This window comes from Veillonella sp. 3891 (genome assembly GCF_003992315.1).
Lineage (GTDB): Bacteria > Bacillota > Negativicutes > Veillonellales > Veillonellaceae > F0422.
In genome coordinates, this window is the sequence record NZ_RQVE01000001.1 from 207,295 (window position 1) to 220,194 (window position 12,900).

Annotated in this window: 13 protein-coding genes; all 13 read left to right on the forward strand. The window is 40.7% G+C overall.

Annotation, left to right across the window (positions count from 1 at the left end; genetic code table 11):
* The first annotated feature begins 3 nt into the window (after positions 1-3).
* The 13 genes from EO118_RS01050 to secF all read left to right on the forward strand — a co-directional run bounded on the left by EO118_RS01050 (position 4) and on the right by secF (position 11,782).
* Complete coding sequence (locus EO118_RS01050; protein WP_127068212.1) at positions 4-1,218, forward strand: acetate/propionate family kinase; 1,215 nt, start codon at positions 4-6, stop codon at positions 1,216-1,218.
* A gap of 119 nt (positions 1,219-1,337) precedes the next feature.
* Entirely contained in the window at positions 1,338-1,964 is a 627-nt protein-coding gene (locus tag EO118_RS01055; RefSeq protein ID WP_127068213.1) for a hypothetical protein, read from the forward strand.
* A 249-nt stretch (positions 1,965-2,213) separates the two neighbouring features.
* Positions 2,214-2,888: a DNA repair protein RadC gene (gene radC / locus EO118_RS01060; RefSeq protein WP_127068214.1), complete on the forward strand. Its 675-nt coding sequence runs from the start codon at positions 2,214-2,216 to the stop codon at positions 2,886-2,888.
* A 69-nt stretch (positions 2,889-2,957) separates the two neighbouring features.
* Positions 2,958-3,458 (forward strand): crossover junction endodeoxyribonuclease RuvC, encoded by a 501-nt coding sequence (gene ruvC, locus EO118_RS01065; RefSeq protein ID WP_009353415.1) that lies wholly within the window; start codon positions 2,958-2,960, stop codon positions 3,456-3,458.
* Positions 3,459-3,465: 7 nt separating this feature from the next.
* Positions 3,466-4,077 (forward strand): Holliday junction branch migration protein RuvA, encoded by a 612-nt coding sequence (ruvA, locus tag EO118_RS01070; protein WP_127068215.1) that lies wholly within the window; start codon positions 3,466-3,468, stop codon positions 4,075-4,077.
* Between the two features lie 2 nt (positions 4,078-4,079).
* Positions 4,080-5,087: a Holliday junction branch migration DNA helicase RuvB gene (gene ruvB / locus EO118_RS01075; protein WP_009353399.1), complete on the forward strand. Its 1,008-nt coding sequence runs from the start codon at positions 4,080-4,082 to the stop codon at positions 5,085-5,087.
* Entirely contained in the window at positions 5,084-6,547 is a 1,464-nt protein-coding gene (locus EO118_RS01080; protein ID WP_240626890.1) for a SpoIID/LytB domain-containing protein, read from the forward strand. Before ruvB ends, EO118_RS01080 begins: the two co-directional genes overlap by 4 nt.
* A gap of 13 nt (positions 6,548-6,560) precedes the next feature.
* On the forward strand, positions 6,561-7,586 hold the full coding sequence (queA, locus tag EO118_RS01085; protein ID WP_127068216.1) for a tRNA preQ1(34) S-adenosylmethionine ribosyltransferase-isomerase QueA: 1,026 nt from the start codon (positions 6,561-6,563) through the stop codon (positions 7,584-7,586).
* 45 nt (positions 7,587-7,631) lie between these two features.
* Positions 7,632-8,741 carry a tRNA guanosine(34) transglycosylase Tgt gene (gene tgt / locus EO118_RS01090; protein WP_127068217.1) on the forward strand — a complete coding sequence of 370 codons (1,110 nt, stop codon included), beginning with the start codon at positions 7,632-7,634 and terminating at the stop codon, positions 8,739-8,741.
* Between the two features lie 8 nt (positions 8,742-8,749).
* Entirely contained in the window at positions 8,750-9,043 is a 294-nt protein-coding gene (gene yajC, locus EO118_RS01095) for a preprotein translocase subunit YajC (protein ID WP_127068218.1), read from the forward strand.
* Positions 9,043-9,612, forward strand: a complete 570-nt coding sequence (locus EO118_RS01100; RefSeq protein ID WP_127068219.1) for a 5-formyltetrahydrofolate cyclo-ligase — start codon at positions 9,043-9,045, stop codon at positions 9,610-9,612. The genes yajC and EO118_RS01100 overlap by 1 nt, the downstream gene beginning before the upstream one ends.
* Positions 9,613-9,623: 11 nt before the next feature.
* Positions 9,624-10,886, forward strand: a complete 1,263-nt coding sequence (gene secD, locus EO118_RS01105; protein WP_127068220.1) for a protein translocase subunit SecD — start codon at positions 9,624-9,626, stop codon at positions 10,884-10,886.
* Positions 10,883-11,782: a protein translocase subunit SecF gene (gene secF, locus EO118_RS01110; protein WP_127068221.1), complete on the forward strand. Its 900-nt coding sequence runs from the start codon at positions 10,883-10,885 to the stop codon at positions 11,780-11,782. Before secD ends, secF begins: the two co-directional genes overlap by 4 nt.
* Positions 11,783-12,900 lie beyond the last annotated feature (1,118 nt).

Here is a 12,900-nt window from a genome sequence, read left to right on the forward strand (position 1 = left end):
GACATGAACGTTTTAGTTGTAAACTGCGGTAGCTCCTCCTTGAAGTATCAATTAATTGATATGGAGCATGAAGTTGTATTGGCGAAAGGTCAATTTGAAAAAATCGGTTCCGATGATGCTATTTTCACTCATCGCCGTCCAGATGCTGACAAATTAGAACGCATCGAACCAGTGGCTGACCACAAAGTGGCGTTACAAGTCTTATTGGATATTTTAGTAGATCCAGAGCACGGTGTAATTGGTTCTATGGATGAAATCGACGCTGTAGGTCACCGTGTAGTACATGGTGCTGAAAAATTTGCTGATTCTGTATTAATCACTCCAGCAGTGATGGAAGCATTGGAAGAATGCGCAAAAATCGCTCCACTTCACAATCCTCCAAACATCCAAGGTATCGAAGCATGCCAAAAAATTATGCCCAATGTACCACAAGTTGGTGTATTTGATACAGCATTCCATCAAACAATGCCAGCTGAGGCATTCTTATATGGTCTTCCATACGAAGCATACACTGATTTAGGTGTTCGCCGTTATGGTTTCCATGGTACTTCCCACAAATATGTGGCACAACGTGTAGCAGAGTTGATGGGTAAACACATGTCCGATCTTCGTATCGTATCCTGTCACTTAGGTAATGGTTCTTCCGTTACAGCTATCAAAGGTGGCCGTTCTATCGATACTTCCATGGGTTTCACTCCATTGTCTGGTTTGATTATGGGTACTCGTTGTGGTGATATCGACCCAGCTATCGTACCTTACTTGATGGAAAAATGGGATATGACATACCATGAAATCGATGCTATCATGAATAAAAAATCTGGTGTATTCGGTATTTCTGGTGTATCTAATGACTTCCGTGTTATCGAAGAAGCTGCTGAAGAAGGTAATAAACGTGCTCAATTAGCATTGGATATGTTCCATTACAAAGTACGCGCTACAATCGGTGCATATGTAGCTGTTATGGGTGGCGTTGATGCTATCGTATTCACAGCTGGTATCGGTGAAAATGGTATTGGTAACCGTGATGCAATCTGCAACGGTTTAGAATACTTAGGTACTCGTATTGACCCTGAACGCAATAATGTTCGTGGTAAAGAAGCTGAAATCAGTGCAGAAGGTTCCAAAGTTAAAATCTTTGCAATTCCTACAAACGAAGAAATCATGATCGCTCGTGATACAAAACGTATTACTAGCCCATTAGTGATGAAAAACTGGTAATCTCTGATTATCTGTCAAAGAGTCTCCTCTATGAGGGGGCTCTTTTTGTTGTTGACAAATGCTTTCATCCATTGCTATCCTAGCAATAGGAGTGATGCTAATTAGGAAAGGGTGGAAGTATGTCTATACAGTATCAAGAAAAATCGAAGCATTCCAAAGCTGGAATTGCATTAGTCAGTGTATTTATTGCACTAGCAGTACTGGCTTTAGCATATAGTGTATGGCGTTATATGGAGCTGGGTAGTGTAGCATTAGCGGAAATATTAATAGAAGGAATTATACTATTTGTTCTTGTGTCGCAAGCAGTGGGAACTTACACATTTACCTTAACAGAATCTGATCTTATCGTTGATGAGTTAGGTTTACTAGGAAAGAAACGAATGGTCATACCCTATGCTATGATTAACGGAGTGTATCGATTTAAGCAGTCCATGATGCCCCCTTTAAAATTCCGTTATAAATATCGAAAGTTGTCTTCTACCGATGATCGCCCTGTATGGGCATTAGCCTATTCAGTAGTGGAAGGCAAAAAATTAAAACATGGCCGTGTGTTATTGAAAGCAGAACAAGAGTTCTTTGATATCTTAGCACAGCATGTACCGAATTTGATACAGGTGAAAGAAGACCAAGTCGTTTTTCATGCGTACCTAAGAGAAGATGCCTTTAAATATGGTGAAGATTTTGAGACTTATGCAGCCAATGTATATGGGCAAGGTCAAGCTGAAACAGCAGAATCGAAAGAGTAAGAGCAGTTTGTATAGGTTACATAGGAAGTGTATTCTAGGATGTGTTGTGACAGTTAGACCTCAATCGCTAGAAGATGTAAGACAAAGTTTGAAGAAAATAAAAGGGTTTTTTCAGTATATAGCGAATACATTATAAAGAAAGATATATGGGTACCTACTATGGTACATAATGATACGTCACACTCTTCGGAGTGTGGCGTGTTGTCGTTTATAGGACTAAAGGATGTACTTTCAAATGTTGGAGGAATTATGTTGGACTTACAATCGTATCAAATGCCACGAGAAAAATTTATTGCCTTAGGTGCTGAAGCGCTAGAGTTAGAAGAGTTATTAGCCATTTTATTACGAACAGGTCGAAAGGGAGCTACTGTCTTGGAAGTAGCTCGTGATGTGGTAAAGCGCATGGAAGGATTGGTAGGAGGCTTGAACAATGTTACCGTAGATGCTTTGCGAGAAATTGATGGCATTGGGCAAGACAAGGCGGTGACTATTTGCGCGGCTATCGAACTGGGCAGACGTCTAGGACAGATGAAAGTGAAACGAGATTGGGAAGATTTTAGCACTCCGGAGGCGGCAGCTAATTACATGATGGAACGTCTTCGTCATAAAACAGAAGAACACTTTTATGTCTTATTATTGACGGTAAAAAATAAATTGATTAAGCCTGTTCTGATTTCTAAAGGAGGATTGACTAGTAGTACGGCGGAGCAACGAGCAGTATTCCGTCAAGCTATCGATGCCAATGCGGCGGCTATTATTTTGATGCATAACCACCCATCAGGAGATCCTACCGAGAGTAGTGATGATGTACGGGTGACTAAAATTTTTGCTAGAGCTGGAGAAGTGATGGGTATCCCTGTGTTGGATCATATCATTATTGGTGATGGCATCTATGTAAGCTTATTAGAAAAAGGGATACTATAGGTGCAGATGTTCTATAAATTTGCTATAATTAAATGATTGGAACAATGAAAAGAAATCAGAGGTTATAGCGTGCGAATTATTGGAATAGATCCGGGCTATGCGATTTGTGGCTATGGTATCATCGATGTCATAGGGAGCTCTTTAAAACCTGTTACCTATGGAGTGATAACCACAGAGGCAAAAACGCCAGAAGCAAGCCGGTTAGAAATTATATTTAATGAACTAAGCGATATTTTAGAAGAATTTCGCCCTCAAAAGTTTGGTATAGAAAAATTGTATTTTGCCCGCAATGTAACAACGGGTATCGGCGTAGCACAAGCAAGAGGTGTTACCTTATTGGCGGCGAGTCAACAAGACTTACCGATTTATGAATATACACCATTGCAAGTGAAACAATCTGTGGTGGGCTATGGGAAAGCTACAAAAGAGCAGGTCACGTATATGACAATGAACTTATTGGGGATTCGTGAAAAAATTAAGCCTGATGATGCAGCGGATGCTTTGGCGATTGCTATCTGTACAGCCCATAGTTCCCATACGGATACATTAAAGCAAATTTTACAGTTGTGAGGAATTTATGATTGCATATATAAAAGGGATTGTTACCCATCGATTACTGGAAGCGGTGTACGTCAATGTTCATGATGTAGGATATCGTGTGTACGTGCCTAGCTCAGTGCAAAGTCAATTACAAGTAGGCGAGGAAACGTGTTTGTTTACGTATACTAATGTTCGTGAAGATGCTATTCAGCTATATGGTTTTCTGACCATGGAAGATTATGAGTTGTTTTTGCTGCTCATCTCCGTATCCGGAGTGGGACCTAAATTGGGCCTTGGCATTTTATCGGCCATAAGTCCAGAACATTTTGTAGGACTCATCATTAGTGGTGATACAAAAGGTCTTCAAAAATTGCCTGGTATTGGTAAAAAGTCAGCAGAGCGATTGGTGCTAGAGTTAAAAGATAAAATTGAAAGCCTCGGCATTGCAGGAACTTTCACGACGACAGGAAGAATTTCACCAGTAGAACAGGTGCCTGTAGGTATTACAGAGGAAGTGCTAGAAGCGCTCATGGCATTAGGGTACAGCGCACAAGAGGTACAGACAGTGATCCAAGATGTCTACGATGGAACACAGGAAGTGCCAGTTTTATTAAAACAAGTATTAGCGGCATTGGGTAAAGGGCGATAAGAATGGATCAAGAAAATCGAATTGTAACCATGCAAGAACGGGAGGAAGACAATTGGCAATTCAGTCTTCGTCCTCGCTATTTAAAAGAATATATTGGGCAGACCCAGGCGAAAGAAAATCTTCATATTTTTATTGAAGCGGCTAAGCTACGAGGGGATACATTGGACCATGTGTTGTTATATGGGCCTCCTGGATTGGGTAAAACTACCTTAGCGGGTATTGTTGCCAATGAATTAGGCGTAAACTTTCGTGTTACATCTGGACCAGCCATAGAACGAGCTGGCGATTTAGCGGCACTATTGAGCAATTTGCAGCCCGGAGATGTACTGTTTATCGATGAAATCCATCGTCTGTCTCGGTCTGTAGAAGAAGTGCTATATTCTGCTATGGAAGATTATGCTTTAGATATCATTATTGGTAAAGGTCCAAGTGCTAGATCTGTGCGCATTGAATTGCCTAAATTCACCCTGATTGGTGCGACCACACGCGCAGGATCTTTGGCAGCGCCTTTGCGTGATCGCTTTGGTGTAATCAGCCGTTTAGAATATTACAAACAAAATGAGTTAGAATTTATTGTGAGCCGTTCTGCTGATATTTTAGATATTCATATGGATCCAGAAGGGGCTAGTGAAATCGCTCGTCGTTCTAGAGGAACTCCTCGTATTGCGAATCGCTTGTTGAAACGTGTTCGTGATGTAGCACAAGTATTGGGTGATGGTGTGATTACAAAAGAAATTGCAGATCAGGCCTTACAGCGATTAGATATTGATAAACTAGGTCTAGACCGTATAGATCGACGTATTTTAAGCACTATCATTGAAAAATTCGATGGTGGTCCTGTAGGGGTGGACACGATTGCAGCCTCTGTGAGTGAGGAACGTGAAAGTGTTGAAGATGTGTATGAACCGTATTTGATGCAACTTGGTTTGTTGGCAAGAACAAATCGTGGGCGTATCGTGACTCCTGCTGCCTATGACCACTTGGGAATCCCTAGAAAGGTGGATGCATGAAAAAACTAGGATATCGCTATGTGGCGATAGCAGTGATGACGGCTCTATTAGGGGGTGTACCATTTGTAGGGATGGCTGCACCGCAAAAGGAAGTGCCGAAACGTACATTGGTGAAATCAACCTTTGTGAAACCGAACGAAAGAAAAGCTACAACAGTACCAAAACGAGTGATTCAGAAGCCTACAGTGAAAGCATCGAATGCTGTAAAACAGGCAGTATCGGAGTCCAATAAAAAAGATAAAACAGGAACTACCAACGCAGTAGCTAATACGGTACGTGAATCGAGTTCTAGTGGAGAGCCAGTGATACGAGTATTGCTAGGGCATCGATCACAATCTTTTACCATTAGTAGCGTTATGCCTATGGTTGTTCTCGATAGTCGTGGACATCAAGTACAAACTATCAAAGAAAACCAGAGCATAACAGTTTCAAGTGGAGGCGGATCAGTGCAGATAAATGGCCATAGTATTGATACGTCCATTACTGTTCAAAATACACAAGGCAGATATGGATCTGAATTGCAAACATTGGGAAAAACCTACCGAGGAGCCATCACTGTGCATGGTAATGCATCAGGAACTATGAGTGTGCTCAATGTACTGGGGTTAGAACAATATGTACAAGGGGTAGTGCCAGAAGAAGTAGTACCTAGTTGGCCTACGCCGGCCCTAGAAGCACAAGCAGTGGCAGCTAGAACCTATGCTTTATACTCCATGAAGAGCAAACAAAATAGTATATATGATATTGGAACTACTACAGCTGACCAAGTATATGGAGGTAAAAATAGCGAATTTTCCAGTACTAATGCAGCAGTAAAGCGCACGCATGGTGTGGTTATTACTTATCAAGGACAACCCATTAATGCCCTCTTTCACTCTGATGGTGGTGGTTATACAGAGGATAGTGTAAACCTGTGGGGCAATGATTTACCATATCTAAAAGGTGTAGTAGATTATTCTAATCATGAAGGGACCACGGTGTGGAATGTTATCACTAGCCGTCAAAGTATAGAACAGAAATTAGCTGGCGCCAGCAAATCTGTAGGATACTTACAGAAGATTGAACTATCTCCATTAGCAGATCGACCTATGAAAGTACAAGATCGTGGGGTATCAGGGCGTGTAAAAACGATGAAATTTATCGGTGAAAAAGGTTCTGTATCGCTCACAGGAGAACAGGTACAAGGCATATTTGGCTTAAAGTCCACCTTATTTGATTTTTATGTAGGACAAACCCCACCGAGTCGAATTCAGGGTTCTTCCGTAAAAGTTAACCATATCTTTAGTAAAGGCAATCAGACTGTGACAATTCATGGGTATGGTTGGGGACATGGTTTGGGACTTTCACAGTGGGGAGCGGCGGAAATGGCGAGTCGAAAAGAGGCGAGCCAGCCTGATTATTATAAAGTGATTTTACAACATTATTACCAAGGTACGGCACTTACGAAACTGTACAATTAATAAGAGGAATAGTATGAAAGTATCTGATTTTAATTATGATTTGCCTGAGGAACTCATTGCCCAACATCCTGTGGAACCACGGGATACGTCACGATTGATGATTTTGGACAAGGTAAGTGGAGCAATAAGCCATAAAGCATCCTTTCATTCCATACTAGATGAATTATGTGAAGGGGATGTGTTAATTTTCAATAACACTAAGGTCATCCCTGCTCGTTTGTATGGAGAACGAAAAGGAACGGGCGGCAAGGTAGAAGTATTATTGTTAACTCCCAAAGGAGAACATCTTTGGGAGTGCTTGGTAAAGCCTGGAAAAAAATGTCTAAAGGGACAATTCTTATCCTTTGGCCATAACTTAGAAGCGGAGGTCATAGACCATACAGATTTTGGCGGTCGACTGATTCAATTTAAGCCAAATGGTAATTTTGATGAGATTATCAATGATATTGGGGAAATGCCATTGCCGCCGTATATCCATGAAAAACTAGAGGATAAAGATAGATACCAAACGGTATATGCCAAAGAAAAAGGATCAGCTGCAGCACCCACTGCGGGCTTACATTTTACGCCAGAATTATTAGATGAGATTCAGTGCAAAGGGGTACAAATTGGATTTGTTACATTACATGTAGGACTAGGTACATTCCGCCCTGTGTCGGCAGAATCTATTGAAGACTATGATATGCATAAGGAGTTTTATCACGTGTCGGAAGAAACTGCAGAGCTGGTGAATCGTGCCAAAGCAGAAGGGCGAAGAGTGATTGCCGTAGGAACTACATCAGTGCGCACATTAGAATCAGCCTCTACTGAGGTAGGGCATGTAAGGAGTGGATCCGATTGGACGCAAATCTTTATTTATCCCGGGTATGAGTACAAGATGGTAGATGCATTGATTACTAACTTTCATTTGCCACAGTCTACGTTACTTATGCTTATTAGCGCTTTGGCTGGTAGAGAGCATTGTCTAGCAGCCTATGAAGAGGCAGTCCGTGAAAAGTACAGATTTTTCAGCTTCGGTGACGCAATGTTCATTCGATAAATTGAAAATTGTGTTATAATACAAAAGTAATAAAGGAGTGTATATATGGCAATTAGATATGAATTGCAAAAACAATGCCCCCATACAGGTGCGAGGGCAGGGTTATTGCATACTCCACATGGGACCTATGAAACGCCGATGTTTATGCCCGTTGGGACACAGGCGACGGTGAAAACATTAGCCCCAGAGGAGTTGAAAGCGATGGGATCTCAAGTTATCTTGAGTAATACCTATCATTTATTTTTGCGGCCAGGTCCAGAACTCGTAGAAGAGGCTGGGGGCTTGCATAAATTTATGAATTGGGATCAGGCTATTTTAACGGATAGCGGCGGATTCCAAGTGTTTAGCTTGGGAAAATTGCGCAAGATCACTGAAGAAGGAGTTAATTTTAGATCTCATTTAGATGGGTCTAAAAAATTTCTGTCTCCTGAAGTGGCAACGAAAGTACAAGAACAATTAGGTTCTGATATTATGATGGCATTTGATGAGTGCATTCCATATCCTGCAGATCATCGATATGCAGATGCATCGACAGCCCGGACCACACGTTGGGCGGAACGTTGCCAAGAGGCACGTCGTTCTAAGAATCAAGGTATGTTCGGTATCGTGCAAGGTGGTATGTATAAAGACCTTCGTGAAAGAAGCGCCAAAGAATTAGTATCTATGGACTTTGAAGGGTATAGCATCGGTGGCCTTTCTGTAGGGGAACCACATGATCTGATGTATGAAGTGCTAGAATATACAACACCATTGTTGCCTACTAATAAAGCTCGTTATTTGATGGGTGTTGGTACTGCTGACTGTTTAGTGGAAGGGGTAGCTCGTGGTGTCGATATGTTTGACTGTGTATATCCAACACGTGTGGCACGAAATGGTATGGCCATGACATGGAAAGGGCGATTGAATTTACGTAATGCGTCTTTCATGCGTGACTGGGGTCCTATTGAAGAAGGTTGTGGCTGTTATACATGCCAAAACTATTCAAGAGCTTATATTCGACATCTATACAAGGCAGAAGAAATTTTAGCTTTCCGATTGGTGTCGTATCATAATTTATATTTCTTACTAGAATTTATGCGTCAAATGCGTAAAGCCATCTTAGAAGATCGCTTTGTAGCATTCCGCGAAGAGTTCTGGCAATATTTTACTAAATAGGAGGACTTATGGATTTCTTAGAATTTTTCCAAGGACAAACAGGGCAAGCGGTTTTACCATTATTGATTATGGTCGTGATTTTTTACTTCTTGCTATATCGTCCGCAAAAGAAACAACAAAAACAACGTCAAGTGTTATTGAACAGCCTAAAAAAAGGTCAAAAAGTATTGACTGTTGGCGGTATTTACGGAGAAATTGTTTCCTTAACGGAAGATACATTAGTGTTACAAGTATCTGAAAAAGTGGAAATGAAGTTTGCTCGTACAGCCATAGCTCAAGTTCTTGGAAAGGAACATAAGTAATGGATAAAACGGCATTGCGTAGGACGTTTTTAGAACGTCGTCGCAATGTACAAGTCCAAGAGGTTTCTATCTGGTCTCAACAATTATCGGATCGACTTTGGTCCATTCCAGCAGTAGCTGATGCAGAGCATATTATGGCCTATTTGGCTATGCCTAAGGAAGCCAATGTAGATATGTTTATTACAAAGGCATTGCAACAGGGTAAGTATATATATGTGCCTGTGTGTGTGACGAAGACAGATATGGTAGGAGTTCGCATACAGAGTTTAGAGGACCTTACCAGTGGAACTTTGGGAATACGGATTCCCAAAGAACCGCATGTAGTTGTAGAACCTCAACAATTGGATTGTATTCTCGTTCCCGGTCTTGCTTTTAATCGAAGAGGTGGCCGGATGGGAATGGGAGCTGGATATTATGACCGATATTTACAACAAATTGCTGTAGAAAAACGAATCGGTATAGCCTGGGATAACCAAATATCAGAAGAAATGTTGCCTATGGCACCTCATGATGAGTGGATGCACACAATTGTGACACCATCAGAGAGTATCCATTGTTATAAAGAATAGGAGGGAATCCATTGAACACAAAAGCAGCTTTACGCTTTTTTGGCGTAGTGGCAGTGATTTTAGGCCTGTTTATTTGGCTCATTGGACCACTTGCTAACTCTATTAAACAAGGGTTAGATTTGCAAGGTGGTACCCATATTGTATTAGAAGCGCAAGATTCTGGTCCAAATGTGGTCACAGATGATGCAGTGGAACGGGTTATTCAAATTTTAGGCCGTCGTATTAATGAAATGGGCTTAACAGAGCCTATCATTCAACGAGAAGGTAAAAAACGTATCATTATCGAATTACCTGGTGAAAAAGATCCACAAAAAGCCATCGAAACAGTTGGTAAAACAGCGGTTCTTGAGTTCCGTGATGAAAATGGCAAAGTCCATTTAGATGGTAATGATTTAAAAGATGCGAAAGAACAATTAGAAGGTAAACAAGCATCTGTTAACATCCAATTAACAGATGAAGGGGCGAAAAAATTCGGCGCTTTAACAACAGCTAATATCGGTCGTCATATTGGTATTTACTTGGATGGTGAGCAGTTGACAAATCCAGTGGTAAACGAACCAATTACTGGTGGTAGTGCTCGTATTACTGGTAGCCGTGACTTAGAAGAAGCCAAAAGCTTAGCTATTTTGCTGCGTTCCGGTGCGCTGCCTGTTAAAGTAGAAGTTATGGAAGTGCGTACAGTTGGTCCTACCTTGGGTCAAGATTCTAAAGATAAATCTGTCGTAGCTTTTGGTGTTGGGATTGCCTTAATCATTGCATTTATGCTTGTGTTATACAGATTATCTGGATTTGTAGCAACTATTGCTTTGTTAGTGTTTGTGTTAATTTTGGTAGCGATCCTAGGACCGCATGCCTTGAATGCGACCATGACCCTGCCAGGTGTAGCTGGTATTATTCTTAGTATGGGGGTTGCCGTAGATGCGAATATCCTGATCTTTGAACGATTCAAAGAAGAAGTGGTGGAAGGTAAAACATTGCGCATGTCCATGGAATCTGGTTTCCGTCGTGCTTTCGATACAATCTTTGATGCAAATACATCTGTTATGATTACAGCGGTTATCCTTATTGTTCTAGGCAGTGGTCCTGTAAAAGGGTTCGCTATCAACTTGGCATTAGGGGTTATTGTATCTATGTTTACAGCTGTATCCATGAGCCGTACTTTAATGCATATGCTTATTGCAGCGCAAATTACGAACCGTCCATTCTGGTATGGTTCTAATGTATCTCCATCTGTTACCATTGAAGCATTTAAGAAAGGAGATAAGAAAAAATGACATTTGATGTAATAAAACGTCATCGTTGGTGGTTTAGTATCTCCTCCATTGCGGTTATTCTAAGTATCATTTCCATGTTTATGTATGGATTTAACTTTGGTATCGACTTTACAGGTGGTACCATTGTAGAAGTGGAATTTAGTAAACCAGTGCAGGTATCTGCTGTGCGGGAAAATTTGAAAGCCTTTGAATTAGAAAATGCAGTAATCCAATTATCTGGTGCGGATGCTACTGAATCAGAAGGTAAAACCGTAATGATTCGTACTCGTAACCTTGAAGCTAGTGAAAGCCAAGCTGTGGTAGCAGCATTGAATAAAAATTTAGCGGAAGGTACGGTGAAGCGTATTGAATCGGTGGGTGCCGTTATTGGTTCCGAAGTCACAGAGCATGCCTTGACTAACTTGCTCATTGCTTTCGTGGCATTAGCATTATATATTACGTATCGATTTGAGTACCGAGTAGCCTTGTCTTGTTTGTCAGCCATTTTCCATGACCTTATCATGGTATTGGGGATATTCTCTTTCTTTCATTTAGAAATTGATTCGTCCTTCTTGGCGGCGATTTTGACAGTTATCGGTTACTCTATGAACGAATCTGTCGTAATCTTTGACCGTATTCGTGAAAATACACATACCCATAAGCGTACAGATACATTTGCAGATCTTGCGAATGCAAGTATCCATCAGAGTATTCATCGTTCTTGTTATACATTATCTACAGTATTGTTCGCATGTTGCTCCTTATACTTCTTTGGTGGGGATACAACAAAGAACTTTGCTCTATGTATGATTGTTGGTTTCGTAAGTGGTGCATATTCCTCCATTTGCGTTGCTACATCCTTGTGGGCAATTTGGAAGTCGAAAAATAAAAAGGATGCACGAAACGTACGTGCCTAAAACGTCACTTGTGATGCTATTCTGTCTTGTGGCGGTTATTAACTGAATATGATGAAGGGAAGAGCACGACATACCCTCTCTCAAACGGTATTTCATAATGTTTGTTCGAGGGCATGCCGTGCTCTTCTTGTATTTGCATGATTAAGTCAATAACACTGCTACAAGTCGTTCTACGCGTAACTGCGTTCCTCAGAGGAAGGTTGTGAGTGTTTGTTCGGAGCACACCGTGCTCTTCTTGTATATGTGTAATTTAGATAGTAAGAAACGCCTCAAGGCTACTACACATAACTGCGTTCCTCAGGGATAGGGTTGTGAGTGTTTGATTGAAAGAACATCGTGCTTTTCTTATATATGCATGATTAAGTCAATAACACTGCGACAAGTCGTTCTACGCGTAATTGCGTTCCTCGGGTAAAAGTTTGTGAGTGTATGTTCGGAGTACATCGTGGTCTTCTTGTATATGTGTAATTTAGGTAGTAAGAAACGCTACAAGGATAGTAGGCATAACTATGTTCCTCAGAGAAAAAGTGTGAGCGTTTGATCAAAGTGCGTCATGCCCCTCTTGTATTTGTATAACTTAGAGAGTAAGAAACGTCATAAAGCGTTATACATATAACTACGTTCCTACGGTAAAAGTTTGTGAGTGTATGTTCGGAGTACGCCATGCTCTTCTTATGTTTGTGTAAGTTGGTTAGTAAAAATACCTTGGAGTTACTGCGTAATGGTTGGACAATTATTAAAAAAATTCTATAGTGAATACATGAAAATTTTATGTGAAAGAGGGGTTGTAATTTATTTAAAAATATCATATAATACATTCAGTGCTTGAGTCACAAGCACTTTTAATTTTCTCAAAAGTTATTAACTAAGAAAATTAAAAAAAGATTAAAATAACTGTTGACACGATGTTGTGAATCTGTTATTATAATCTAGTCGCCACAACACAGTGTTGTGAATGACAAAATTGATCTTTGAAAACTGAACAATGTAAGGTAATTACTTCGAAAGAAGTAAACATAAGCCAGAGTGCGGGTTTCACAAAGTTGAAACCAACCAAATAAATTCTAGCCAAGTAATTGGCAACAACGAAAATGAATGAGCTATCAAATAGCTTCAAG

Coding starts and splice junctions, on each gene's coding strand:
- EO118_RS01050 (WP_127068212.1), top strand. CDS start 4: ATGAACGTTTTAGTTGTAAACTGCGGTAGCTCCTCCTTGAAGTATCAA.
- EO118_RS01080 (WP_240626890.1), top strand. CDS start 5,084: ATGAAAAAACTAGGATATCGCTATGTGGCGATAGCAGTGATGACGGCT.
- ruvB (WP_009353399.1), top strand. CDS start 4,080: ATGGATCAAGAAAATCGAATTGTAACCATGCAAGAACGGGAGGAAGAC.
- secF (WP_127068221.1), top strand. CDS start 10,883: ATGACATTTGATGTAATAAAACGTCATCGTTGGTGGTTTAGTATCTCC.
- ruvA (WP_127068215.1), top strand. CDS start 3,466: ATGATTGCATATATAAAAGGGATTGTTACCCATCGATTACTGGAAGCG.
- EO118_RS01055 (WP_127068213.1), top strand. CDS start 1,338: ATGTCTATACAGTATCAAGAAAAATCGAAGCATTCCAAAGCTGGAATT.
- radC (WP_127068214.1), top strand. CDS start 2,214: ATGTTGGACTTACAATCGTATCAAATGCCACGAGAAAAATTTATTGCC.
- EO118_RS01100 (WP_127068219.1), top strand. CDS start 9,043: ATGGATAAAACGGCATTGCGTAGGACGTTTTTAGAACGTCGTCGCAAT.
- queA (WP_127068216.1), top strand. CDS start 6,561: ATGAAAGTATCTGATTTTAATTATGATTTGCCTGAGGAACTCATTGCC.
- tgt (WP_127068217.1), top strand. CDS start 7,632: ATGGCAATTAGATATGAATTGCAAAAACAATGCCCCCATACAGGTGCG.
- yajC (WP_127068218.1), top strand. CDS start 8,750: ATGGATTTCTTAGAATTTTTCCAAGGACAAACAGGGCAAGCGGTTTTA.